We start from the raw sequence: 25,497 nt of genomic DNA on the forward strand, positions 1-25,497 counted from the left end.
AGGGCGCTCATCGCGCCCTTGTCATGTCAACGTTGTTCTTCCAACCGCAGCGTCCAGTGGACGTAGCTCTGCCAGTGGCTTTCCTGCTCCAGCGCCTCGGCGCGCAGCGGATGCTGTTCCAGCCAACCCGGCGGCAAGATCACCGTCAGTTCATCGTCCTGATTGGCGCGTAACCGCACCGCCGGTAGCGTGTCGTCGCGACGGCGGCTGGCGAAGATGATCGCCAGGCGCAAAATGCGGCACAGGCGCTGCGCAGTGCGCGGCGGCAGGGCGTTTTGCTGGTTCAACAGCGACAGGTCGAGGGTGTTGCTCTGGTTTTGCAGCAGGGTGGCCAGCAGTTTTTTCTGCGCCGGGGTAAAGCCGGGTAAGTCCAGGTGGCGGATCAGGTAAGCGGCGTGTTGCGGCGCCTGTTTGAAATCGACGCTGAGGCCGAGTTCGTGAATCAGACTGGCGCTGTGCAACAGCTCGCGACATCGCGCATCCAACTGCCACTCGTTGGCGACTTGCTGCGAGAAGTTGGCGGCGAGCTGGCTGACGCGTTCGGCCTGCTCGGTGTCGATCAGGTAACGGCGCTGCAGGTTGCGGATGGTGCGGATGCGAATATCCTGCTCCACCGGCAGATGCAGCATGCCGTAAACCAGGCCTTCACGCAGCGCCCCGCCGGCCAGCATCATGCTCTCGATGCCCAGCTCCTGGAAAATGGCCAACAGAATGGACAGGCCGCTCGGGAACACCAGCGCGCGCTCCAGCGTCAACCCTTCGATCTCCAGTTCTTCCAGCTTGCCGCACTGAATGGCGCGCTGTTTCAGCTGGCGCAGTTTGGGTAGGGTGATGCGCTCATCCATGCCCTGCGCCACCATGATCTCCTGCAGCGCTTGCACGGTGCCGGAAGCGCCGACGCAGATCTGCCAACCTTGCTGGCGCAATTGCGGTGCGATCGGCCGCACCATGTCGCGGGCGGCCTGTTCGGCGCGTTCGAAGTTTTCTTGCCCGAGGTTGCGATCGCTGAAGTAGCGTTCCAGCCAGGTGACGCAGCCCATCGACAGGCTATACAGCTGCGTTGCCTGTGCGCCGGTGCCGGTGACCAGTTCGGTGCTGCCGCCGCCGATGTCGACGACCAGCCGGCGATCCGGCCCGCCGGTGGTGTGCGCGACGCCGTGATAGATCAGCCGTGCCTCTTCTTCGCCGCTGATCACCTGTACCGGGCAACCGAGGATTTGCTCGGCGGCCTGCAGGAACTCATCGGCGTTGGACGCCAGACGCAGCGTGGCGGTGGCGACGACGCGGATCTGCTCGCGCGGAATGTCCTGCAGGCGTTCGGAGAACAGCCGCAGACACTGCCAGCCGCGCTGCATGGCCTCATGCGACAGGTGATTGTTCTGATCCAGCCCGGCCGCCAGGCGCACTTTGCGCTTGATCCGCGCCAGAGTCTGAATGCTGCCGGCCACCTCGCGTACGACCAACATGTGGAAGCTGTTGGAGCCGAGATCGATGGCAGCATAAAGCGTGCTGGAACTGAGCATGGCGATCAGCTCGAACGTTTACGGTTGTTGCGCGGCGCGCCGCCGCGACGAGGCGCGGAGTTGCGACGTGGGCCGTTGCCGCCGCGCGGGCGCGACAGGCGCTTCGGCGCCGGCAAATCGGTCAGCAGCGCATCGCTGTTGTACTTGCTCACCGGAATGCTGTGGTCGATATAGGTCTCGATCGCCGGCAGGTTGAGCGCATACTCTTCGCACGCCAGGCTGATGGAGTGGCCGCTGGCGCCTGCGCGGCCGGTACGGCCGATGCGGTGCACGTAGTCTTCGCAGTCGTCAGGCAGATCGTAGTTGAAGACGTGCGTGACGGAAGGGATGTGCAGACCGCGCGCGGCGACGTCGGTGGCGACCAGAATATCGAGATTGCCTTTGGTGAAGTCGTCGAGGATGCGCAGGCGTTTTTTCTGCGCCACGTCGCCGGTCAGCAGGCCCACGCGGTGACCGTCGGCGGCCAGATGGCCCCAGATGTCTTCGCAGCGGTGCTTGGTGTTGGCGAAGATGATGGCGCGATCCGGCCACTCTTCTTCGATCAGCGTCTGCAGCAGGCGCATTTTTTCTTCGTTGGACGGGTAGAACAGCTCTTCTTTAATGCGGTGGCCGGTTTTCTGTTCCGGTTCCACTTCAACATATTCGGCGTTGTTCATCTGCTCGAAGGCCAGTTCGCGTACGCGATAGGACAGGGTAGCGGAGAACAGCATGTTCAGGCGTTGATCGGCCGCTGGCATGCGGCGGAACAGCCAACGGATGTCTTTGATAAAGCCAAGATCGTACATGCGATCGGCTTCATCCAGCACGACGACCTGCATCGCGCCGAGATCGACATAGTTCTGTTTGGTGTAATCGATTAAACGGCCGGTGGTGCCAATCAGAATGTCCACGCCGCTTTCCAGCACTTTCAGCTGCTTGTCGTAGCCGTCGCCGCCGTAGGCCAGGCCCAGTTTCAGGCCGGTGCTCTGGGAGAGCGCTTCCGCATCAGAGTGGATTTGCACCGCCAGTTCACGCGTAGGCGCCATGATCAAGGCGCGCGGCTGATTGGTCTGGCGATCCTGTTTCGCCGGGTGAGTCAGCAAATAGTGAAAAGTAGACGCCAAAAACGCCAGCGTCTTTCCGGTACCGGTTTGCGCCTGACCTGCAACGTCACGCCCGGAGAGCGTGAGCGGCAATGCTAACGCCTGGATGGGCGTGCAATTGTGAAACCCTTTTTTCTCAAGGGCTTCAAGGACTAACGGGTGCAGGGCGAAGTCGGAAAACTTCTGTTCGGTCAAGTGTGTTTTGCTCATAGTGTGGTAGAATATCAGCTAACTATTGCTTTACGAAAGCACATCCGTTGAAATAAACGCGGTGCAATAAAATCACCTTGAGTTGGTTAATGCTACACCAACAAGGTAGACATAATCCTGTGGAGTAGAACATGAGCGATAAAATTATTCACCTGACTGACAGCAGCTTCGAAGCTGACGTGCTGAAAGCGGAAGGGCCGATCCTGGTCGATTTCTGGGCTGAATGGTGTGGGCCGTGCAAGATGATTGCTCCGATTCTGGATGAGATTGCCGAAGAGTTCGAAGGCAAACTGACCATCACCAAGCTGAATATCGATCAGAACCCGGCTACCGCGCCTAAGTACGGTATCCGTGGCATCCCTACGCTGTTGCTGTTCAAGAACGGTGAAGTGGCCGCGACCAAGGTTGGCGCGTTGTCCAAAGGTCAGCTCAAAGATTTCCTGAACGCGAATCTGTAATCGGGCGGGAAGCCCAGTATCAGGCGCCTGGCGGTGATGTTCAATTCACCGCTAGACGCCTGCCAAGAAGCGTGTTAAGTTTAACCACACTGCATATAGAACTTGCCCGAAGTTTTAAATCTAAAGAGTTTGAATCTAAAGCTATACTCTGTGTCGAACCACTGGCGTTGAAAGTAAACTGAACTCAGCCCGTGTTTTGGCAATCAAACGGTTTTGCAAAAATCATTTTTAAGGTACCTTCGATCTTCAACCGTCAATGCGTGCGCCCGATGTAAGCCATTTCTTACCGCGACGGCTCTGCGCCCGGTGATCGAACGTCCAGTAAACAGGCACGCATTTCGCTGCCATACCATTCACGATACAAGTTCGAGACATACCCCGAGTTTAAGAACCCACCACTATGAATCTTACCGAATTAAAGAATACGCCGGTTTCTGAGCTGATTACTCTCGGCGAAAATATGGGGCTGGAAAACCTTGCCCGCATGCGCAAGCAGGACATTATCTTCTCCATTCTGAAGCAACATGCGAAAAGCGGAGAAGATATCTTCGGCGACGGCGTGCTCGAGATATTGCAGGATGGATTCGGTTTCCTCCGCTCTGGAGACAGTTCCTACCTCGCCGGTCCCGACGACATCTACGTATCCCCTAGCCAAATCCGCCGCTTCAACCTCCGCACTGGTGACACCATTTCCGGTAAGATTCGTCCGCCAAAAGAAGGCGAGCGCTATTTTGCCCTGTTGAAAGTCAACGAAGTCAACTACGACAAGCCGGAAAACGCCCGCAGCAAGATCCTGTTCGAGAACTTGACGCCGCTGCACGCCAATTCCCGTCTGCGGATGGAGCGCGGCAACGGCTCGACCGAAGATTTGACGGCGCGCGTACTGGATCTGGCGGCGCCGATTGGCCGCGGCCAACGTGGCCTGATCGTGGCACCGCCGAAAGCCGGTAAAACCATGCTGCTGCAGAACATCGCGCAGAGTATCGCCTACAACCACCCAGACTGCGTGCTGATGGTGCTGCTGATCGACGAACGTCCGGAAGAAGTGACCGAGATGCAGCGTCTGGTGAAGGGCGAAGTGATCGCCTCGACCTTCGACGAGCCGGCTTCGCGTCACGTGCAAGTGGCCGAAATGGTGATCGAGAAGGCCAAGCGCCTGGTTGAGCACAAGAAAGACGTGATCATTCTGCTCGACTCCATCACCCGTCTGGCGCGCGCCTACAACACCGTGGTACCGGCCTCTGGCAAGGTGCTGACCGGTGGTGTGGACGCCAACGCCCTGCACCGTCCGAAGCGTTTCTTCGGTGCGGCGCGTAACGTGGAAGAGGGCGGCAGCCTGACCATCATCGCGACTGCGCTGGTTGATACCGGTTCGAAGATGGACGAAGTGATCTACGAAGAATTTAAAGGCACCGGCAACATGGAATTGCACCTGGCGCGTAAAATCGCCGAGAAACGCGTATTCCCTGCGATCGATTACAACCGTTCCGGTACCCGTAAAGAAGAGCTGCTCACCACCTCCGAAGAGCTGCAAAAAATGTGGATCCTGCGCAAAATCATTCACCCGATGGGTGAGATTGACGCGATGGAGTTCCTCATTAATAAGTTGGCGATGACCAAAACCAACGATGAATTCTTCGATATGATGAAACGCTCATAATTCGTTAAAAAATTCGCTGAACGCCACGCCTAGTCGTGGCGTTTTTCGCTTTTGGCGGATACGATAAGTAGCAGTAATGGAAAAGTAAGTTGTTTCCGCGACTTATTGAGAATTCATCTTGTTTGTCGGTCGGCGCTGCGCCGGTCGGCTTTGCTGCTGTCGTTTTGTCAGCCGATGCGAAGAAAATAGGCATGAATCACCGTTGTCATAGGAAATGACCGAAAGGTGGCGGGGGCCGATGGCACAAGCCTTAGCCCGTGGTAAGCTGCCTTATCTTCTACAGAGATCTGTTAACTGTGAACTTACTCACTATGAGTACTGAAATTCTATTTGTTTTCCTGTTTTCTTTGGCTTTTCTCTTTGTTGCCCGCAAGGCGGCAAAACGTATTGGTCTGGTAGATAAACCCAATTATCGCAAACGCCATCAGGGGCTGATTCCTCTGGTCGGCGGTATTTCCGTTTATGCCGGATTGTGTTTCGCATTTTGGATTTCCGAACAGCCTATCGCGCACGCCAAGCTTTACCTCACCTGCGCCGGCATTCTGGTGTTTGTGGGCGCGCTCGACGATCGTTTTGACATCAGCGTTAAGATCCGCGCCCTGGTGCAGGCGTTGGTCGGCATCGCCATGATGGTGTTCGCCGGTTTGTATCTGCGCAGCTTCGGCCATGTGCTGGGCGACTGGGAGATGTTGCTGGGGCCATTCGGCTATTTGGTCACGCTATTCGCGGTATGGGCGGCGATCAACGCCTTCAACATGGTCGATGGCATTGATGGTCTGCTGGGGGGGCTGTCATGCGTTTCCTTCGGCGCGCTGGGTCTGTTGCTGTACCTGAGCGGTCACCATGAGATGGCGTTCTGGTGCTTTGCGATGATCGCCACCATCGTTCCCTATATTTTGCTCAACCTCGGCATCCTCGGCCGCCGTTATAAGGTGTTCATGGGGGACGCCGGCAGCACCCTGATCGGCTTTACCGCCATATGGCTACTGTTGCAAAGCTCGCAGGGCAAGGCACACTCGATTAACCCGGTGACCGCGCTGTGGATCATCGCTATTCCGCTGATGGACATGATAGCAATCATGTATCGTCGTTTACGCAAGGGGATGAGCCCCTTCTCTCCCGATCGTCAACATATTCACCACCTGATCATGCGCGCCGGCTTTACGCCGCGGCAGGCTTTCGTATTGATCACCCTGGCGGCCGCATTGCTGGCGGCGGTAGGCGTGATCGGTGAGCGCCTGACTTTTATCCCAGAGTGGGTTATGTTGGCATTATTCTTGCTTGCTTTCTTCCTGTACGGTTACTGTATCAAGCGCGCCTGGCGGGTTGCGCGGTACATTAAGCGTATCAAGCGTCGCCTGCGGCGTTCGAGCGATAACAAGCAAGTATCTTAACCAGAGGCTTTTTGGCTGTGATGAATCCAGAAACAACGTCTGACAAGCATACCCCGGCGGTGGATAACGAACTCGATATCCGAGGCCTGTGCTGCACCCTGTGGCGCGGCAAACCGTGGATTATCGGCATTGCGGTGCTGTTCGCGGCGGTCGCGTTGATCGTCTCTTATCTGGTTAAGCAAGAGTGGAGCGCGACCGCAATCACAGACAAACCCACGGTGAATGCGTTGGGCGGTTACTACTCCCAGCAGCAGTTCCTGCGTAATCTGGATGTGCGCACGCTGCCGGCGACGGCCGGCGATCAGCCGAGCATCGCGGATGAAGCGTACAATGAGTTCATCATGCAACTGGCGGCTTACGATACGCGTCGCGATTTCTGGCTGCAGAGCGAATACTACAAGCAACGTCAGGAAGGGGATGCCCGCGCCGATGCGGCGCTGCTCGATGAGCTGATCAACAACATCCTGTTCACGCCGCGCGACGACAAAAAAGTCCCGAACGACGGCGTGAAGCTGACGGCGGAAACCGCGGCGGACGCCAACCGCCTGCTGCGCCAATACGTGGCCTTCGCCAGCCACCGCGCTGCCCTGCACCTGAACGAAGAGATCCAGGGGGCGTGGGCCGCTCGTACCACCTCGATGAAGGCACAGGTCAAGCGCCAGGAAGCGGTCGCGGAGTCGGTTTACAAGCGCGAGCTGAACACCACGCAGCAGGCGTTGAAAATCGCCGAGAGCCAGGGGATCAGCCGCACGCAAACCGACACCCCGGCTGAACAGTTGCCGGATTCGGATCTGTTCTTGCTGGGCCGGCCAATGCTGCAGGCGCGTCTGGAAGGCCTGCAGGCCTCCGGCCCGACCTATGACCTGGATTACGATCAGAACCGCGCAATGTTGGCGACGCTGAACGTTGGCCCGACGTTGGATGAGAAGTTCCAGACCTATCGTTATTTGCGCACGCCGGAAGAGCCGGTAAAACGCGACAGCCCGCGCCGGGTATTCTGGCTGATTCTGTGGGGCGCGATGGGCGCTTTGGTTGGCGCGGGTGTTGCCTTGGCGCGTCGGCCGCGTAGTTAAAAATAATATAATAATCTGATGCAGGGCGCGTGAGCGCCCCATTCGCAGGCGGGGCCTGCGATTAACCGACCAAAAGAGATTCGCTGTGAAAGTGTTGACTGTTTTCGGCACCAGGCCTGAAGCCATTAAAATGGCGCCGCTGGTACATGCACTGGCCCAGGATGAGGCCTTTGACGCAAGAGTCTGCGTAACGGCACAGCATCGTGAGATGTTGGATCAGGTATTGCGGTTGTTCGGGATCACGCCGGATTACGACCTGAACATCATGAAACCCGGCCAGGGGCTAACGGAAATCACCTGTCGCATCCTGGAAGGGCTGAAAGGGGTGCTGGAAGACTTCAAACCGGACGTGGTGCTGGTGCACGGCGATACCACCACCACGCTGGCGACCAGTCTGGCGGCGTTTTATCAACGCATCCCCGTCGGGCATGTCGAGGCCGGGCTGCGCACCGGCAATCTGTATTCTCCCTGGCCGGAAGAGGCCAACCGCAAACTGACCGGCCATCTGGCGATGTTCCACTTCGCGCCGACCGAGAACTCGCGCCAAAACCTGCTGCGCGAGCTGCTGCCGGACAACCGTATTTTCGTGACCGGCAATACGGTGATCGACGCGCTGTTCTGGGTGCGCGATCGCGTGATGAGCGATGCTGCGCTGCGCGCTGGCCTGGCGCAGCGTTACCCGTTCCTCGATGCCGACAAAAAACTGATTCTGGTCACCGGCCATCGCCGGGAAAGCTTTGGCGGCGGTTTTGAGCGGATTTGCAGCGCGCTGGCGGAGATCGCCCGCAGCCACCCGGAAGTGCAGGTGGTGTACCCGGTGCATCTCAATCCGAATGTCAGCGAGCCGGTGAATCGCATTTTGAAAGGCATCGACAACGTCATGCTGATCGAACCGCAGGATTATTTGCCGTTTGTCTATCTGATGACTCACGCTTACATGATCCTGACCGACTCCGGCGGCATTCAGGAAGAGGCGCCCTCGTTAGGCAAGCCGGTGCTGGTGATGCGCGACACCACCGAGCGCCCTGAGGCGGTAGATGCGGGCACGGTGCGCCTGGTCGGCACCGATGTGGCCAAAATTGTTGAAGCGGTGACCCGGCTGTTGACGGATGAAAGCGAATATCACGCGATGAGCCGGGCGCACAACCCATACGGCGACGGGCATGCCTGTCAGCGTATCCTCGAAGCTTTAAAGAATCATCAGGTGACACTATGAGTTTTGACACTATTTCGGTTATCGGCCTGGGTTATATCGGCTTGCCAACGGCGGCGGCGTTTGCTTCCCGCAAGAAAAAAGTGGTGGGCGTAGATGTTAACCAACATGCGGTAGATACCATTAACCGCGGCGCGATCCATATCGTCGAGCCGGATCTGGACAAAGTGGTCAAGGCCGCCGTCGACGGCGGTTTCCTGCAGGCGGTGACCAAGCCGCTGGCGGCCGATGCATTCCTGATCGCGGTGCCTACGCCGTTCAAGGGCGATCACGAGCCGGATCTGGCCTATGTCGAAGCGGCGGCGAAATCGCTGGCGCCGGTGCTGAAAAAAGGCGATCTGGTGATCCTCGAGTCCACCTCGCCGGTGGGCGCCACCGAACAGATGGCGGAATGGCTGGCGCAGGCGCGCAGCGATCTCAGTTTCCCGCAGCAAGCGGGCGAAGCGGCGGACGTGAATATCGCCTACTGCCCGGAGCGCGTGCTGCCGGGGCAGGTGATGGTAGAGCTGATTCAAAACGACCGCGTGATCGGCGGCATGACGCCGAAGTGCTCGGAACGTGCCAGCGCGCTGTACAAGATTTTCCTCGAGGGCGAATGCGTGATCACCAACTCGCGCACTGCCGAGATGTGCAAGCTGACGGAAAACAGCTTCCGCGACGTGAATATCGCCTTTGCCAACGAATTGTCGTTGATCTGCGCCGAGCAGGGGATCAATGTCTGGGAACTGATCCGACTGGCGAACCGCCATCCGCGGGTGAATATTTTGCAGCCGGGGCCGGGCGTAGGCGGTCACTGCATCGCCGTCGATCCGTGGTTTATCGTGGCGCAAAACCCGCAGCAGGCGCGCCTGATCCACACCGCACGCCTGGTGAACGACGGAAAACCGCTGTGGGTGGTCGACCGGGTGAAAGCGGCGGTGGCCGATTGCCTGGCCGCCACCGACAAGCGCGCATCCGAGGTGAAAATTGCCTGCTTCGGCCTGGCCTTCAAGCCGAATATCGACGATTTGCGTGAAAGCCCGGCGGTAGAAGTGGCGCACCTGATCGCCGAATGGCACGTCGGCGAAACGCTGGCGGTGGAACCGAACGTCGAACAGTTGCCGAAGTCGCTGGCGGGCCATGTGACGTTGACGCCAATCGCTGAGGCGTTGCAGCAGGCCGATGTGATCGTGATGTTGGTCGATCACCAACAGTTCAAGGCCATCCGGCCGGAAGAGATCAAGCAAAGCTGGGTGGTGGATACCAAGGGAGTCTGGCGTTGAAGCGTATCTTGGTGACCGGTGGCGCCGGTTTTATTGGTTCCGCAGTTGTGCGGCACATCATCGAGGCCACCGGCGACAGCGTGGTGGTGGTGGATAAGCTGACCTATGCCGGTAACCTCGAGTCGCTGGCGGTGGTGGCCGAGAGCGAGCGCTATGCTTTCGAGCAGGTCGACATCTGCGATCGTGCTGAGCTGGATCGGGTATTTGCCCGGTATCAGCCGGACGTGGTGATGCACCTGGCGGCGGAAAGCCACGTCGATCGCTCTATCGATGGCCCGGCGGCCTTTATCGAGACCAACGTGGTTGGCACTTACACGATGCTGGAAGCGGCGCGCCATTACTGGCAGCCGTTGGCGGCGGAGAAGAAGCAGTCTTTCCGTTTCCATCATATCTCCACCGACGAAGTGTACGGCGACCTGCACGGCACCGACGATCTGTTCACCGAAACCACGCCATATGCGCCGAGCAGTCCGTATTCCGCCTCCAAGGCGTCGAGCGATCATCTGGTGCGTGCCTGGTTGCGCACCTACGGTTTGCCGACCCTCGTGACCAACTGTTCGAACAACTACGGCCCTTATCACTTCCCGGAAAAGTTGATTCCGTTGGTGATCCTGAATGCGGTAGCCGGCAAACCGCTGCCGGTATACGGCAACGGCGCGCAGGTGCGCGACTGGCTGTATGTCGAGGATCACGCGCGCGCGCTTTATCAGGTCGTGACTGAAGGCGTGGTGGGCGAAACCTACAATATCGGCGGCCATAACGAGCGCAAGAATATTGAAGTAGTGCAGACCATTTGCGATCTGCTGGAAGAACTGGCACCGAACAAGCCGCAGGGCGTGGCGAACTACCGCGATCTGATCACTTACGTGAAGGATCGCCCGGGCCACGATATGCGTTACGCCATCGACGCCGGCAAAATCGATCGCGAGTTGGGTTGGCGGCCGCAGGAAACCTTCGAAAGCGGCCTTCGCAAAACCGTGGTTTGGTACCTGAACAACGAAACCTGGTGGCGCCGGGTGCAAGACGGTTCTTATGCCGGCGAGCGTTTGGGGTTGTCAGATTAATCTAACGCCGCGCCGCTTTGCGGCGGCGCGGCGGGTTTTGGAGTACGTATGAAAGGTATTATTCTGGCTGGCGGTTCCGGTACGCGTCTGCATCCGATTACTCGTGGTGTGTCCAAGCAACTGCTGCCGATCTACGACAAACCGATGATCTATTACCCGTTGTCGGTGCTGATGCTGGCGGGAATCAAAGACATTCTGATTATCTCCACGCCGGAAGATCTGCCTTCATTCAAGAGGCTTTTGGGCAGCGGCGAAGCATTCGGTATTAATCTCAGCTATGCCGAACAGCCAAGTCCCGATGGCCTGGCTCAGGCCTTTTTGATCGGCGAAGAATTTTTGGCCGGTGAGCCGAGCTGCCTGGTATTGGGTGACAATATTTACTTTGGTCAGGGGTTCAGTCCCAAACTGAAAAGCGTTGCAGCGCGCACCACCGGTGCGACCGTGTTTGGCTATCAGGTGATGGATCCCGAGCGCTTTGGCGTGGTGGAGTTTGACGACCACTTCCGTGCGCTGTCGATCGAAGAAAAACCGGTTAAACCGAAGTCTAACTGGGCGGTGACCGGCCTGTACTTCTACGATAGCCAGGTGGTGGAGTTTGCCAAACAGGTGAAGCCTTCTGAGCGCGGCGAGCTGGAAATCACCAGCATTAACCAGATGTATCTGGAACGCGGAGAGCTGGCCGTCGAGCTGTTGGGGCGCGGTTTTGCCTGGCTGGACACCGGCACTCACGACAGCCTGCTGGAAGCCAGCAGCTTCGTGCAGACGGTCGAGAAACGCCAAGGCTTTAAAATCGCCTGTCTCGAGGAGATCGCCTGGCGCAATGGCTGGCTGGATGATGAGGGCGTGAAACGCGCGGCTCAGACGCTGGCCAAAACCGGTTACGGCAAATACTTACTGGATTTATTGCATGCGCGTCCACGCCAGTATTGAACCGCTGAATTGGGAGAGCGACTTCTTCCACTTGAAAAGCGCCAAGTTACATTTCGATAGCTCGGCAGCGCCCGTGGCCGAGGCTGATTTGGATGCTTATACGTTGGTGCAGGCCAAAATCCCCGCTTGCCGCCTGGAGTGGGCCGATGCGCTGTCGGCGCTGGGATTCCGGCTGGTCGAAGGGGAAGTGGACCTGGCAGTGAACGTTGCGTCTGAAAGCACGACGGCCGATGTCGCTTCGGCGGCTGCGGTGCGTCTGGCCGTTCCCGAGGATATCCCGTCATTGCGGGCTGCCGCCGGTGAGGTGTTCGCCGCCAGCCGGTTTCGTGCACCGTGGTACGATCGCGCCGATAGTGGGCGATTCTATGCGGCCTGGATCGAAAAAGCGGTGCTGGGCACCTTTGATCATCAATGTTTGCTGGTACTGAACAACCAGGGGCAACCCGAAGGCTTTGTCAGCCTGCGTGACATTGGCGGCCAGGAAACGCGCATCGGCCTGTTGGCGGCTTTCCCCGGCGCATTCGGCCGGGGCGTGGGCGCCAGGCTGATGACGGCGGCGATCGCCGAATGTCGGCGGCAAGGAATGCAGCGCCTGCGGGTCGCGACCCAGGTAGGCAATATCGCCGCATTACGACTCTATCAACGACAGGGTGCCGTGATTGAAAGCACCGCGTACTGGTTATACAGAGGTAGACATGATTCCATTTAACGCTCCACCGGTTGTTGGCACTGAACTGGAATATATGCAGGCTGCCATGGGCAGCGGCAAATTGTGCGGCGACGGCGGTTTCACCCGTCGCTGCCAGCAGTGGATGGAACAGCGTTTCGGCAGCGCGAAAGTGTTGTTGACGCCTTCCTGCACCGCGTCGTTGGAAATGGCCGCCATCCTGCTGGATATTCAGCCGGGTGACGAAGTGATCATGCCGAGCTTTACCTTCGTTTCAACCGCCAACGCCTTTGTGCTGCGCGGCGCCAAAGTGGTGTTCGTCGACCTGCGTCCGGACACCATGAACATCGACGAAACCAAAATCGAAGCGGCGATCACCGATAAAACCCGCGCGATCGTACCGGTGCACTACGCCGGCGTCGCCTGCGAGATGGATACCATCATGGCGCTGGCGAAGAAATATAACCTGTTCGTAGTGGAAGACGCCGCGCAGGGCGTGATGTCGACCTACAAAGGCAAGGCATTGGGCACCATCGGCCATATCGGCTGCTTCAGCTTCCATGAAACCAAAAACTACACCGCCGGCGGCGAAGGCGGCGCGACGCTGGTGAACGATCCGGCCCTGATCGATCGGGCGGAAGTCATCCGCGAGAAGGGCACCAACCGCAGCCAGTTCTTCCGTGGCCAGGTCGATAAATATACCTGGCGCGACATCGGTTCCAGCTATTTGATGTCTGACCTGCAGGCCGCTTACCTGTGGGGCCAGCTGGAAGTGGCGGAACGCATCAACCAGCGCCGTTTGGCACTGTGGCAGAAGTACTACGACAGCTTCCTGTCGTTGGCGAAGGCCGGCCGCATCGAACTGCCGAGCATCCCAGCCGACTGCGTGCATAACGCGCACATGTTCTATATCAAGTTGCGTGATATCGAAGAGCGCACGGCCTTTATCGACTACCTGAAGGAAGCCGAAATCATGGCCGTGTTCCACTATATTCCGCTGCATGACTGCCCGGCCGGTGAACGCTTTGGCCGCTTTGCCGGCGAAGATCGTTACACCACGCAGGAAAGCGCGCGTCTGGTGCGCTTGCCGCTGTTCTACAATATGTCTGATGTCAATCAGCGTACGGTAATCAATACCATCCTGAGCTTCTTTGCCTGATATGTCGTTGGCAAAAGCATCGATATGGACTGCCGGCTCCACGCTGATCAAAATCGGCGTGGGGCTGTTGGTGGTGAAACTGCTGGCGGTGGCGTTTGGCCCCAGCGGGGTGGGGCAGGCGGGTAACTTCCGCCAGTTGATTACCGTGCTGGGCGTGCTGTCCGGCGCGGGCATTTTTAACGGCATCACCAAATACGTGGCGGAGTACCATCAGGATCCGCAGCGTTTGCGCCTGGCGGTCGGCACCGCGTCGAGCATCGTGCTGGGCTTTTCGACCTTGCTGGCGCTGGTGTTTTTGTTCGCCGCCGAACCGATCAGCATTGGGCTGTTCGGGCATGCCGATTACGTCGGCGTGGTGCGCGCCGTCGCTTTCATTCAGATGGGCATCGCCTACGCCAACCTGTTCATGGCGGTGCTGAAAGGCTATCGCGACGCGATGGGCAATGCGCTGGCGGTGATCGGCGGCAGCCTGATTGGCGTGGTGGCTTATTACCTGTGCTTCAAGCTGGGGGGCTATGAAGGCGCGCTGGCGGGGCTGGCGCTGGTGCCGGCGTTGGTGGTGTTGCCTGCCGGGCTGATGCTGTGGCGGCGCAAAACGTTGCCGCTGCGCTATCTGGCGCCGCGTTGGGACAAACTCGTGGCCGGCAACCTCGGCAAATTCACCCTCATGGCGTTGATCACCTCGGTGACGCTGCCGGTGGCTTACGTGATGATGCGTAACCTGCTGGCCGCGCATTACGGTTGGGATGAGGTGGGGATTTGGCAGGGCGTCAGCAGCATTTCCGATGCCTATCTGCAGTTCATCACCGCCTCGTTTACCGTCTATCTGCTGCCGACACTGTCGCGGCTGACGGACAAGGGCGCCATCTCGCGGGAGATCGTGCGCTCGTTGAAATTCGTGCTGCCGGCGGTAGCGGCGGCGAGCTTTACGGTGTGGCTGCTGCGTGATTTCGCCATCTGGCTGTTGTTCTCGGACAAATTCGTCGCCATGCGCGATCTGTTTGCCTGGCAGCTGGTGGGCGACGTGCTGAAAGTCGGGGCCTATGTGTTCGGCTATTTGGTGATCGCCAAAGCGTCGCTGCGCTTTTATATCCTGACGGAAGTCAGCCAGTTTCTGCTGCTGACGCTGTTCTCGCACTGGCTGATCCCGCTGCATGGCGCGCTGGGAGCGGCTCAGGCCTATATGGCAACCTACATCGTGTATTTCGCGCTCTGTAGCTGCGTGTTTCTTATTTATCGTAGACGAGTATGACCACACTGATTCACGTTCTGGGATCCGATATCCCGCATCATAACCAGACGGTGCTGCGCTTCTTCAATGACGTGCTGGCGCCGCGTCTGCCGGCTGAGCAGACGCGGCATTTTATGGTGGCGGCCAAGGATGTGGCGGCACTGGGAGATTTCCCCGCCCTGAACATTGAGCCCTACGCGGATAAGAAAAGCCTGGCGGCGGCGGTCATCGCGCGCGCCCAAGCCGATCGCGATACGCGTTTCTTCCTGCACGGCCAGTTCAACCCGGGGCTGTGGCTGGCGCTGCTGAGCGGCAAGATCAAGGCGCGTCAGGTCAGTTGGCATATTTGGGGCGCCGATCTGTATGAAGACGCCGCCAGCTGGAAATTCCGGCTGTTCTATCTGCTGCGCCGCATTGCGCAGGGGCGGGTAGGGAATGTGTTTGCTACCCGTGGCGACGTGATTCACTACCAGCAGCGCCATGCGCGGGTGCCGGCCTCGCTGCTGTACTTCCCGACCCGCATGGATCCGGCGCTGACCGACGTTCACGTCGAGAAAAACCTGGCCGGGCCGATGACGATTCTGGTGGGTAACTCCGGCGATCGCAGCAATCGGCATATCGAAGCGCTGCAGGCGATTCATCAGCAGTTCGGCGCCGACGTGCGCGTGATCCTGCCGATGGGTTATCCGGCCAACAACGATGCTTACATCGAGCAGGTGCGCGCCGCCGGATTGCCGCTGTTCGGCGAGAAAAACCTGCAGCTGCTCACGCAGCAGGTGGCGTTTGAGGACTACCTCAATATTCTGCGCGCCTGCGATCTCGGCTATTTCATTTTCAATCGCCAGCAGGGGATTGGCACCCTGTGCCTGCTGATTCAGTTCGGCGTGCCTTTCGTGCTCAGCCGGCAGAACCCGTTCTGGCAGGATTTGGCGGAACAGCACCTGCCGGTGCTGTTCTACGGCGACTCGCTCGACGAGGCGGTGGTGCGCGAAGCGCAGCGTCAGCTGGCGGCGGTGGATAAACAGGCGATCGCCTTCTTCAATCCGAACTATGTTGACGGCTGGCAGCAAGCCCTGGCGTTGGCAGCGGGAGAGCATTCATGACGTTGGCGCAATTCGGCGGCCTGTTTGTCGTCTATCTGGTCAGCCTGACGTTTATCCTGACGCTGACCTACCAGGAGTTTCGGCGCGTGCGCTTTAACTTCAACGTCTTCTTCTCGCTGCTGTATTTGCTGACGTTCTATTTCGGCTTCCCGTTAACCTGCCTGCTGGTGTTTCAGTTTGACGTCGAGGTGGTGCCGGTGGAGTTTCTGCTGTACGCCCTGCTGTCGGCGACGGCGTTTTACGCCATCTATTACGTCACCTACAAGACCCGGCTGCGCAAGCGCCGTACTCAGCCGCGCGCGGCGCTGTTTACCATGAACCGGGTAGAGACTCATATGACCTGGGTGCTGCTGGCGCTGGTGGCGATCGGTACCGTGGGCATCTTCTTCATGCAGAACGGCTTCCTGCTGTTCAAGCTCAATTCCTACAGCCAGATCTTCTCCAGCGACGTGTCCGGCGTGGCGCTCAAGCGGTTCTTCTACTTCTTCATTCCGGCGATGCTGGTGGTCTATTTCCTGCGGCAGGATCTGCGCGCCTGGTTCTTGTTCCTGGTGGCGACGGTGGCGTTCGGCATTCTGACTTACGTGATCGTCGGCGGCACCCGTGCCAACATTATCATCGCTTTCGCGCTGTTCCTGTTTATCGGCATCGTGCGCGGCTGGATCACGCTGTGGATGCTGGCGGCGGCGGGCATATTCGGCGTGGTCGGCATGTTCTGGCTGGCGTTGAAGCGCTATAGCCTGGACGTCAGCGGCGCGGAAGCGTTTTATACCTTCCTCTATCTGACCCGCGATACCTTCTCGCCGTGGGAAAACCTGGCGCTGCTGCTGCAAAATTACGACAAGATCGATTTCCAGGGCCTGGCGCCGATCTTGCGTGATTTCTACGTCTTTATCCCAACCTGGCTATGGCCGGGCCGGCCGGACGTGGTGCTGAACTCCGCCAACTATTTCACCTGGGAAGTGCTGAACAACCACTCCGGGCTGGCGATTTCGCCGACGCTGATCGGTTCGCTGGTGGTGATGGGCGGCGCGCTGTTTATCCCGATCGGCGCGATTCTGGTGGGCATGATCATCAAGTGGTTCGACTGGCTGTATGAGCTGGGCAAAACCGAGCCGAACCGCTATAAGGCGGCCATTTTGCAGGGGTTCTGCTTTGGCGCGGTGTTCAACATGATCGTGTTGGCGCGCGAAGGGGTGGACTCATTCGTGTCGCGCGTGGTGTTCTTCTGCATTATTTTCGGCGCCTGTCTGGTGCTGGCGAAGTTGCTGTATTGGCTGTTCGATACCGCCGGGCTGATCAAGGCCAGAGTGACGCGTGCCCGCGCGCTGGCGTCTCCGCCTCGGGCCGGTCTTTTGTAAGGGTAATGAGAACGATGGAAACAAAGATTTCGGTGCCGCAGTATGAGCTGCGCGGTTTCAGCCTGTGGGGCTTTCGCGATATGGCGCATTGCATGGACTTTATGTTCGACGGCGGCCGGGTCAAACAGGGCACGCTGGTGGCGATGAACGCGGAAAAGATCCTGAAGGCGGAAGAGGACCAGGCGCTGCATGCGTTGCTGGATGAAGCGGAGTACAAGTACGCCGACGGCATCAGCATGGTGCGCTCAATCCGCCGCAAATACCCGGCGGCGGATGTGTCGCGCGTCGCGGGCGCCGATCTGTGGGAAGCCTTGATGCAGCGCGCCGGCCGCGAAGGCACGCCGGTCTTCCTGGTCGGCGGCAAGCCGGAAGTCTTGGCGGAAACCGAGCAAAAGCTGCGCAGCCAGTGGAATGTCAACCTGGTGGGCAGCCAGGACGGCTATTTCAAACCGGATCAACGAGAGGCGCTGTTCGAGCGTATTCGCGCCAGCGGCGCCGCTATCGTGACGGTGGCGATGGGATCGCCGAAGCAGGAGCTCCTGATGCGCGACTGCCGCAAGGTGTATCCGCAGGCGCTGTATATGGGCGTGGGCGGCACCTACGACGTCTTTACCGGGCATGTGAAGCGTGCGCCCAAGGTGTGGCAGAACCTCGGTCTGGAATGGCTCTACCGCCTGCTCAGCCAACCCAGCCGCATCGGCCGACAGTTGAAGCTGTTGAAGTTTGTCGGCTACTACTACAGCGGCAAGATGTAACCCCTCATCCGGGGTGGAAAGTGCTGTTCCGCTCCGGACTGCTGTACCAATAATCTGCTTTTGCGCGTTTCTCCCGCATATCTATAACCCTCGGCCCTAAACGCCGCCGCATTTATTCCATAAAGTTTTAAATTGCGGTTTGCTTATAGCGGCGAAATGCGAAACGATACCGCCCGGAAATTATCCCTGGCCGCTGAAGCCTGATGCGACAGCGCTGAACGATGTTCTTCTCACGGTAACTTCGCTCCGACTACCCGTTGATGCCAACTCGAACGGCAGGGGATGATTTATTCTTTTAATAATGACAATAACGACCGGCAGCGGCCGGCAGGCAAACACAACCCGAGAAAAACTATTGAGGATTTATGGCACACAAAGAGAAACCGCAAGGGCTACACCGAGGCCTTGAGGCCCGGCACATCGAGCTTATCGCTCTCGGGGGCACCATCGGTGTCGGCCTGTTTATGGGATCGGCCAGTACGCTGAAATGGGCGGGGCCGTCGGTACTGCTGGCTTACATCATCGCCGGGCTGTTCGTATTCTTCATTATGCGTTCGATGGGGGAGATGCTGTTCCTTGAGCCGGTCGCCGGGTCGTTCGCCGTTTACGCGCACAAGTACATGAATCCCTATTTCGGCTACCTGACCGCCTGGGGCTACTGGTTTATGTGGATCGCCGTCGGCATTTCGGAGATCACCGCCATCGGGGTGTATGTGCAGTTCTGGTTCCCGGAAATACCGCAGTGGGTTCCCGCGCTGATCGCCGTGGCGATGGTGGCGCTGGCCAACCTGGCGGCGGTGCGTCTGTACGGTGAGCTGGAGTTCTGGTTCGCCATGATCAAGGTCACCACCATCATCGTGATGATTCTGGTGGGGCTGGGGGTGATCTTCTTCGGTTTCGGCAACGGCGGTGAACCTATCGGTTTCGCCAATCTGACGGCGCACGGCGGCTTCTTTGCCGGCGGCTGGAAGGGCTTCCTGTTTGCGCTGTGCATCGTGGTGGCGTCCTATCAGGGGGTTGAGCTGGTGGGCATCACCGCCGGGGAAGCCAAAAACCCGCAAGTGACGTTGAAACGCGCGATCAACAATATCCTGTGGCGCATCCTGATCTTCTATGTCGGCGCGATCTTCGTCATCGTGACCATCTTCCCGTGGAACGGCATCGGCACCACCGGCAGCCCGTTCGTGCTGACCTTCGCCAAGATCGGCATCGTCGCCGCCGCCGGCATCATCAACTTTGTGGTGCTGACCGCCGCGCTTTCCGGCTGCAACAGCGGCATGTACAGCGGCGGCCGCATGCTGTACGCCCTGGCCAAGAATCGCCAACTGCCGGCGGCGCTGACCAAGCTTTCCGCCAGCGGCGTGCCGGTCAACTGCATCGCCGTCACCATTGGCTGCCTGTTGGTGGGCTCCGCGCTGAACTACATCATCCCTAATCCGGAGCAGGTGTTCGTCTATGTCTACAGCGCCAGCGTGTTGCCGGGCATGGTGCCGTGGTTCGTGGTGCTGATCAGCCAGCTCTATTTCCGCCGCGCGCACAAGGAAGCGATCAAAAACCACAGTTTTAAGTCGATCATGTTCCCGTATGTGAACTATCTGACCATCGCTTTTCTGGTTTGCGTGCTGGTCGGCATGGGAATCAACCCGGATACGCGAATTTCCCTGCTGGTCGGGGCGATTTTCTTAGCGGGCGTCAGCCTGTGCTACTTCGCTTTCGGCATGCATAAGAAACATCATCCGGCTGAAAATCGGGTAGAAACACGGCAATAAACGGTGAAAAGGGGCTGCGGAGTGCGCTTTCCTGCGCAGGAGTGAGCAAAGCGTAATCAAACGCAACATTTCTGCGAAAAAGCACTAGACAGGATTGGCGTAAATCCGTAGTATCCCCTCCCGCAACGGCGCTACGCGCCCGTAGCTCAGCTGGATAGAGCGCTGCCCTCCGGAGGCAGAGGTCTCAGGTTCGAATCCTGTCGGGCGCGCCATTAAGTTTGTGCGCAGGAGCTGCGGTGGTAATATTACCGCGTGAGTAAGAAGAAGTAGTAATGGTGGCTATAGCTCAGTTGGTAGAGCCCTGGATTGTGATTCCAGTTGTCGTGGGTTCGAGTCCCATTAGCCACCCCACTTCCTGATGAAGTGAAGATTTAGCAGTATTTTGTGACAGTGCGAAGGTGGCGGAATTGGTAGACGCGCTAGCTTCAGGTGTTAGTGTTCTTACGGACGTGAGGGTTCAAGTCCCTCTCTTCGCACCACGCAAAATATCTGATAAATATAAGATTTATATGGACAGCGGTCTGATAAATCGGGTAGTATGAGCAACATAAATCGGCGAGTAGCGCAGCTTGGTAGCGCAACTGGTTTGGGACCAGTGGGTCGGAGGTTCGAATCCTCTCTCGCCGACCACATTCGAAAAACCTGCTTTTAAAGCAGGTTTTTTTTCGTCTGTCGTTTATGAGGATGAGCACCTCCGCAGGAGGAGCCTCGCGAAGCGAGACGAGAAGGCAGGCCCGCGCAGCAATGTGCGGGCTTTTTGCATCCATGAGGGCTGGCATCTTGTGCCTGCCTGTGAGCGTGTTGGTTTTCAGCGACATGACCATCCAGCGCTGTCGTCAGGTTGAGACAAATAATTTATTGATTTTAAAAGATAAAACCGGATTTGGCTTAAGCCGTCGTTTTGAAGCGACATTCTTATAACGGCCGCTGGCATGGAATGCCAGGGAGAGGTATCAGGCAGGAAGGGTGGGGAGGAAGTATAAATTATTTATATTTCAATGCATTGAATTAAATCTCCTATTGGAGATGGGCTCAATCTAAAAGTTGGCACGTCAAATGCAATATCTATAGCGTAGATGCTCATTCCACCTCTTATGTTCGCCTTAGGCTTCATAAACCCTGGGAATGACGCAGAGCCGATTTAGGGTGCCTATCGCCCACGAGAACGATGACTAACCCGTCATCACGCTCAGGGCAAAACGTTGAGTGAGGCACCGCCCCTGTTGTCCTAGACCTGATTGCTTCTTTATACACTTGCCATACGGCAAGTGTTTTTTTTTGCGCTACAGAAAACCCTGGGCAAAAAAAAGCGCGGCATCGGAGCCGCGCTTTTCTCACTTGGGCAGGGCGTTATTCGCCGCCGTTCTGTTTCAGCGTCAACATCAGTCCCTCACGTCGCATCTGCGCCGCTTCATCCGAACGATGCAGTTTTTCCAGCGTATCGGCTAACCAGGCGTAGTCGTAAGCATCCGGGCGCTGTTTCAACGCTTCGCGGAAGGCGTCGGCCGCTTGCTGCCACTCGCCGTGCTTCATCAGCAGTTGCCCCAGCGTGCTGTTTAACAGCGGCGTCGCGCCGTGTTGTTTCATCTGCTGACGCAGCGCTTTCTCAAGCTGCTCGGGGTTGCCGGACTTCAGCCGCGGCAGCAATAGCACCAGGCGCTCGTCGTATTGGCGCTTCAGGCTGTCGAGCACAATCTCCTGCGCCAGTTCGTGGTCGTTGCATTCGATCAGGTGTTCCACCATCGCGATTTGCAGCGGCACCTCGTGACGCGTCTTGCGGCTCTGATCTTTCCACCAGCGCTTCAGGCCTTCACTGCCTTCGTCCGCCATCGCCTGATTCATCAGCCCGATATAAGCCTGTTGCTGCAATGCCTGCAACTGCTCTTCACTGTGGAGTTCGATTTTACGCATCGACGGCAGCACTTCCAGCAGCGACGCGTAGGCGCCGGTGCGCAGATAGGCTTGTTCCGCCAGGCGCAACACTTCCGGATGGCGCGGCGCCTGGTTCAGCAGGCGATCGACGCCGTGGCGCGCGGCGTGGTTCTCGCCCTGCGCCAGCTGGATGCGAACCCGGGTGATATCCACCGGCAGCTGATCGGTGTCGGCGGCTTCAGCGGCGCGCTCCAGATACTGATTGGTACGGAAGTCATCGCCGCGTTGCTGCGCAGCCTCAGCGGCCAGCAGATAGTTCACCACCGGCTGTTCGGCGTGATCGGCGTTGCGCGTCATCAGCTTTTCAACCTGCTTGTAGTCGCCTTCCGCCAGTTTGATCAGCGCGGCTTTGGTTTGCTGACGCGCGCGGGTGCGCTTGCGGCCGATAAACCAACCGCGCGTGCGGGCGCCGGTACGGAAGATGCGGCGCAGGATCCATTCGATCGCCAGCAGCACCACGAACAGCAGCACCAACATGATCACCAGGCCGGTGACGCTGGTTTCGACATTGTAGTTATCGGTCTGGATCAGCACATAGCCCTGATGCCCGGCCAACATCGGCCCGAGCACTACGCTGGCGATCACCACCAGGAACAGAAATAGCACGCGTAACATGGCTTAACCCTCCTGGTGAGCGGCAGGGGACTGGGTCATCAGGTTGCGCACCCGGGTCTGCATCACTTTTTCGAGCAGCGGTTGGCTTTTCAGCTGATCCGGCACGTCCATCGAGATCGACTGTTGGCTCAGGTTGTCCAGCTCTTCCAGGAAGGCCTTGGTCGCCGGATCGGTGGTGTCGAAATAGGCGCGCACCCAGGTGGAGACGGTTTCCAGCGATTGCTTGTAGGTCTCGTTCTGATGGCGCGGGATGGCCTGTGCGGCCACCAGCAGGCGCGAACGGATATTTTCGCGCAGGTAGATGTCCTGGTTCGGCGCCAGCAGCGGTTCGGCGCTGGTGTCGCGGCGGCGGATGGTGATGAAGTCGGCCATGAAATTGCGCCAGCTTTTGGCCAGGTTCTGCCGCCATTCGCCGATCGAGCCGGAGAGCTCGCTGCTGTTTTGATCCATCGGCGCTTCGTCGGTGTCGTTGTCCGCCAGGCGCAGGTTATCCACCTGATTGGACAGCTGATTGACCTTGAGGATGATGCCGTCGTAATCGACCTGGGTCAGCGTGGAAAGCGTGCTGATGTCTTCGGTAATGGCGCGGCGCACATCGAGCAGGCTCGGATCGTTCATATCCGCCAGGCTGGCGTCGGCGCTTTTCAGCAGCGCGGCGGCGCTGGTCACGTCCTGATCGCTCCACAGCTTGCGGCCGGCCATTTTCACCAGAAAATCGGCCTGCGCCAGCAGCCAGGTTTTGGCGTCGCTGCCGGAGATGGTCGCCACTTTTTCCTGCAACTCGCTCAGTTGGCGCGCCAGGTTCGCCTGCTCGCGATCGGCGGCGTCCAGGGTTTTACCCTGCTGCTGCAGCAGGCCTTCCAGCGCATTTCTTTCCTGCTGTTGGCTCTGCTTCACGCCTTCAAGCTGCTGCTGCAGCGCCTGATTGGCGGCGATCAGCTGTTGCGCCTGCTTGTGCGTGTGGTAATAACCGCCCGCGCCGAGGGCGATGACCAGCACGATAGCGATCGCGCCGAGCACCGGGCCGGTATTCTTGCCTTTGCGGCTGGCAGCGGCTGGCTGCTGGGAGCTCTCAACCGCGGTGGTTGGCTCTTCAACCGGGGCGGATGGGGTATTTTGTTCCGTCATAGTGGCACATCCCATAGTCAGATTATTGTAGCGCGCGGATCAGCGCGTCATTATCGGCGTTGTCAGCTACCCGAATCGTACGCCAGCCCAAATCCCGGGCGAGGGTAGCCAGGCGTTCGCTCACTACTACCAGGCGGCAACGCAGCAGCCATGAAGAACGATAGTAATCAGGAACTAAAGTATAGAGCTGTTGTAACATTTCACCGCTGGTCACCACCAGCGTATCCACACCGGCGCGCTGCCAGTGGGCGCTTTGCTCGCTGCCGTCATAGTGCACCGGGCTGCGTTGATAGCATTCATAATAGCTGACGTCGGCGCCGCGCTCGCTCAGCGTCGACCCTAACAGTTCGCGGCCGCCGTTGCCGCGCAAAATCAACGCGCGTTTACCCGCCAGCTTTTGCAGCGCCGGCAGCAGCAGCAGCGTTTCGCTGATCTCGCGTTCGCGCGGGTATTCCACCGGCAAACTGCTGATGCGGTGCAACGCCAGCCCGGTGGTGCGGCCGATGGCGTAATAAGTCAGGTGCGCGGGCCAGCTCAGCCCGGCGCGGCCAATGACCGAATCGGCATAGTTCACCGAATGCTGCGACAGCACGAACACCAGATCGCCGGCGTTCAACTGTTGCAACGCCTGCGGCAGCTGCGGCAGATCGCCGCCGGGGGCGAAGTCGATCAGCGGCGCATGATAGGCAACCCGGCCGAGTGCGCGCAGCCGGCTCACTAACTGCTCTCCCGAGGGCGATGGGCGGGTTACCAGGATCGTCATGCCGGCGGATTTCCCTGATAAACTTCGCGCAGGATCTCGCGCGCGCCGCGCGCCAGCAGCTCTTCCGCCAGCTCAACGCCCATCCGTTCGGCTTCGGCGGCCGGGCCGCGGCGTTCGCCGCGCACCATCTGGCTGCCGTCCGGCGCGCCGACCAGGGCGCGCAGCCACAGGCTGTCGCCATCCAGTTCGGCATAGCTGCCGATCGGCACCTGGCAGCCGCCTTCCAGGCGGGTGTTCATCGCCCGCTCGGCGCGCACGCGGGTTTCGGTGGCCGCATGGTTCAGCGGCGCCAGCAGCGCGCGGGTGACGCTGTCGTCGAGACGGCATTCAATGCCGACCGCACCCTGGCCGACCGCCGGCAGGCACTCTTCGGCGCTCAGCGGGCTGCGGATGCGTTGCTCCAGCCCCAGGCGCTTCAGGCCGGCCACCGCCAGAATAATTGCGTCGTAGTCGCCGTTGTCCAGCTTGGCCAGGCGAGTGCCGACGTTGCCGCGCAGGTCGCGCACGATCAGATCCGGGCGGCGTTCGCGCAGCTGGCACTGGCGGCGCAGGCTGGAGGTGCCGACCACGCTGCCCTGCGGCAGCTGATCGAGCGAGGCGAAACGATTGGAAACAAAAGCGTCGCGCGGATCTTCGCGTTCGCAAATGGTGGTCAAACCGAGCCCGGCAGGGAAATCGACCGGCACGTCTTTCATCGAGTGCACGGCGATGTCGGCGCGGCCTTCCAGCAGCGCCAGCTCGAGTTCTTTAACAAACAGGCCCTTACCGCCGACTTTCGCCAGCGGCGTATCCAGAATAACGTCGCCGCGCGTCACCATCGGCACCAACTCGACCTGCAGGCCGGGATGGCAGGCCATCAGACGTTGCTGCACATAATGTGCTTGCCAAAGTGCAAGCGGGCTTTGTCGGGTGGCAATTCGAATAATTTTGTCTAACATGCTTGTTACCGTTTTTATATTTCGCCATCCATCCTACCACTGAGAGCCAATACTGTCAGTGCAAGAAGCCGGAGGCGGAAAAAGGACAACGGAATCAAAGGGACGTGTGATGTGCTTTGGGGCAGTTAACACTGCGGGTAAATCGTTTAGGGAAGCGCTACAATAATTGTGAAGCGTTACCTCCTTTACGGTCAATCAGCAAGGTGT

The 25,497-nt window shown here is 58.8% G+C and carries 21 protein-coding genes and 4 tRNA genes; 19 read left to right on the forward strand and 6 right to left on the reverse strand.

Annotated elements, in window-relative coordinates; translation table 11 throughout:
• Positions 1–26: 26 nt before the first annotated feature.
• Both ppx and rhlB read right to left on the reverse strand, forming a co-directional pair.
• Positions 27–1,523 carry an exopolyphosphatase gene (gene ppx, locus J0F90_RS00680; RefSeq protein ID WP_016929512.1) on the reverse strand — a complete coding sequence of 499 codons (1,497 nt, stop codon included), beginning with the start codon at positions 1,521–1,523 and terminating at the stop codon, positions 27–29.
• A 5-nt stretch (positions 1,524–1,528) separates the two neighbouring features.
• Positions 1,529–2,815 (reverse strand): ATP-dependent RNA helicase RhlB, encoded by a 1,287-nt coding sequence (rhlB, locus tag J0F90_RS00685; protein WP_015376249.1) that lies wholly within the window; start codon positions 2,813–2,815, stop codon positions 1,529–1,531.
• Positions 2,816–2,946: 131 nt separating this feature from the next.
• On the opposite strand from rhlB, the gene trxA reads away from it, so the two are divergent.
• The 19 genes from trxA (at position 2,947) to J0F90_RS00780 (ending at position 20,544) form a co-directional block, all read left to right on the forward strand.
• Complete coding sequence (trxA, locus tag J0F90_RS00690; RefSeq protein ID WP_004934187.1) at positions 2,947–3,273, forward strand: thioredoxin TrxA; 327 nt, start codon at positions 2,947–2,949, stop codon at positions 3,271–3,273.
• Between the two features lie 400 nt (positions 3,274–3,673).
• Positions 3,674–4,933: a transcription termination factor Rho gene (gene rho / locus J0F90_RS00695; RefSeq protein WP_004934188.1), complete on the forward strand. Its 1,260-nt coding sequence runs from the start codon at positions 3,674–3,676 to the stop codon at positions 4,931–4,933.
• A gap of 296 nt (positions 4,934–5,229) precedes the next feature.
• Entirely contained in the window at positions 5,230–6,327 is a 1,098-nt protein-coding gene (gene wecA, locus J0F90_RS00700; RefSeq protein WP_049233749.1) for a UDP-N-acetylglucosamine--undecaprenyl-phosphate N-acetylglucosaminephosphotransferase, read from the forward strand.
• A gap of 20 nt (positions 6,328–6,347) precedes the next feature.
• A complete protein-coding gene (gene wzzE / locus J0F90_RS00705; RefSeq protein ID WP_033639024.1) occupies positions 6,348–7,400 on the forward strand; it encodes an ECA polysaccharide chain length modulation protein in 1,053 nt (350 codons plus the stop codon).
• An 85-nt stretch (positions 7,401–7,485) separates the two neighbouring features.
• Positions 7,486–8,616, forward strand: a complete 1,131-nt coding sequence (gene wecB, locus J0F90_RS00710) for a non-hydrolyzing UDP-N-acetylglucosamine 2-epimerase (protein ID WP_033639022.1) — start codon at positions 7,486–7,488, stop codon at positions 8,614–8,616.
• On the forward strand, positions 8,613–9,875 hold the full coding sequence (wecC, locus tag J0F90_RS00715; protein WP_033639021.1) for a UDP-N-acetyl-D-mannosamine dehydrogenase: 1,263 nt from the start codon (positions 8,613–8,615) through the stop codon (positions 9,873–9,875). Before wecB ends, wecC begins: the two co-directional genes overlap by 4 nt.
• Positions 9,872–10,939, forward strand: coding sequence for a dTDP-glucose 4,6-dehydratase (gene rffG / locus J0F90_RS00720; RefSeq protein ID WP_033639020.1), 1,068 nt, complete (start codon positions 9,872–9,874; stop codon positions 10,937–10,939). Before wecC ends, rffG begins: the two co-directional genes overlap by 4 nt.
• A 48-nt stretch (positions 10,940–10,987) precedes the next feature.
• On the forward strand, positions 10,988–11,869 hold the full coding sequence (gene rfbA / locus J0F90_RS00725; RefSeq protein ID WP_016929505.1) for a glucose-1-phosphate thymidylyltransferase RfbA: 882 nt from the start codon (positions 10,988–10,990) through the stop codon (positions 11,867–11,869).
• A complete protein-coding gene (rffC, locus tag J0F90_RS00730) occupies positions 11,847–12,578 on the forward strand; it encodes a dTDP-4-amino-4,6-dideoxy-D-galactose acyltransferase (protein ID WP_016929504.1) in 732 nt (243 codons plus the stop codon). Before rfbA ends, rffC begins: the two co-directional genes overlap by 23 nt.
• The gene (gene rffA, locus J0F90_RS00735; protein ID WP_033639019.1) at positions 12,565–13,695 is read left to right on the forward strand and encodes a dTDP-4-amino-4,6-dideoxygalactose transaminase; all 1,131 of its coding nucleotides are present in this window, start codon (positions 12,565–12,567) and stop codon (positions 13,693–13,695) included. The genes rffC and rffA overlap by 14 nt, the downstream gene beginning before the upstream one ends.
• Before the next feature lies 1 nt (position 13,696).
• Entirely contained in the window at positions 13,697–14,947 is a 1,251-nt protein-coding gene (gene wzxE, locus J0F90_RS00740; protein ID WP_033639018.1) for a lipid III flippase WzxE, read from the forward strand.
• Positions 14,944–16,029: a TDP-N-acetylfucosamine:lipid II N-acetylfucosaminyltransferase gene (locus tag J0F90_RS00745; protein WP_016929501.1), complete on the forward strand. Its 1,086-nt coding sequence runs from the start codon at positions 14,944–14,946 to the stop codon at positions 16,027–16,029. The genes wzxE and J0F90_RS00745 overlap by 4 nt, the downstream gene beginning before the upstream one ends.
• Positions 16,026–17,390 (forward strand): ECA oligosaccharide polymerase, encoded by a 1,365-nt coding sequence (gene wzyE, locus J0F90_RS00750; protein WP_033639016.1) that lies wholly within the window; start codon positions 16,026–16,028, stop codon positions 17,388–17,390. The genes J0F90_RS00745 and wzyE overlap by 4 nt, the downstream gene beginning before the upstream one ends.
• Before the next feature lie 14 nt (positions 17,391–17,404).
• Positions 17,405–18,145 carry a lipopolysaccharide N-acetylmannosaminouronosyltransferase gene (gene wecG, locus J0F90_RS00755; protein WP_033639015.1) on the forward strand — a complete coding sequence of 247 codons (741 nt, stop codon included), beginning with the start codon at positions 17,405–17,407 and terminating at the stop codon, positions 18,143–18,145.
• Between the two features lie 365 nt (positions 18,146–18,510).
• The gene (gene thrP / locus J0F90_RS00760) at positions 18,511–19,914 is read left to right on the forward strand and encodes a bifunctional threonine/serine APC transporter ThrP (protein ID WP_004934226.1); all 1,404 of its coding nucleotides are present in this window, start codon (positions 18,511–18,513) and stop codon (positions 19,912–19,914) included.
• Between the two features lie 135 nt (positions 19,915–20,049).
• A tRNA-Arg gene (locus tag J0F90_RS00765) sits at positions 20,050–20,126 on the forward strand.
• A 63-nt stretch (positions 20,127–20,189) separates the two neighbouring features.
• Positions 20,190–20,265, forward strand: a tRNA-His gene (locus J0F90_RS00770).
• 41 nt (positions 20,266–20,306) lie between these two features.
• Positions 20,307–20,393 (forward strand) — tRNA-Leu (locus J0F90_RS00775).
• 74 nt (positions 20,394–20,467) lie between these two features.
• Positions 20,468–20,544 (forward strand) — tRNA-Pro (locus J0F90_RS00780).
• 720 nt (positions 20,545–21,264) lie between these two features.
• Here J0F90_RS00780 and hemY read toward each other — a convergent pair.
• From hemY to hemC, 4 genes are read right to left on the reverse strand one after another with little or no spacing between them, the layout of a single operon-like run.
• Positions 21,265–22,461 (reverse strand): protoheme IX biogenesis protein HemY, encoded by a 1,197-nt coding sequence (gene hemY / locus J0F90_RS00785; RefSeq protein ID WP_033639014.1) that lies wholly within the window; start codon positions 22,459–22,461, stop codon positions 21,265–21,267.
• Positions 22,462–22,464: 3 nt separating this feature from the next.
• On the reverse strand, positions 22,465–23,589 hold the full coding sequence (gene hemX / locus J0F90_RS00790) for a uroporphyrinogen-III C-methyltransferase (protein ID WP_015376260.1): 1,125 nt from the start codon (positions 23,587–23,589) through the stop codon (positions 22,465–22,467).
• A 22-nt stretch (positions 23,590–23,611) separates the two neighbouring features.
• Positions 23,612–24,352 (reverse strand): uroporphyrinogen-III synthase, encoded by a 741-nt coding sequence (gene hemD / locus J0F90_RS00795; RefSeq protein WP_033639013.1) that lies wholly within the window; start codon positions 24,350–24,352, stop codon positions 23,612–23,614.
• Complete coding sequence (gene hemC, locus J0F90_RS00800) at positions 24,349–25,290, reverse strand: hydroxymethylbilane synthase (RefSeq protein WP_004934233.1); 942 nt, start codon at positions 25,288–25,290, stop codon at positions 24,349–24,351. The genes hemD and hemC overlap by 4 nt, the downstream gene beginning before the upstream one ends.
• Positions 25,291–25,497 lie beyond the last annotated feature (207 nt).

This window comes from Serratia marcescens subsp. marcescens ATCC 13880, assembly GCF_017299535.1.
GTDB classification, from domain to species: Bacteria; Pseudomonadota; Gammaproteobacteria; order Enterobacterales; family Enterobacteriaceae; genus Serratia; species Serratia marcescens.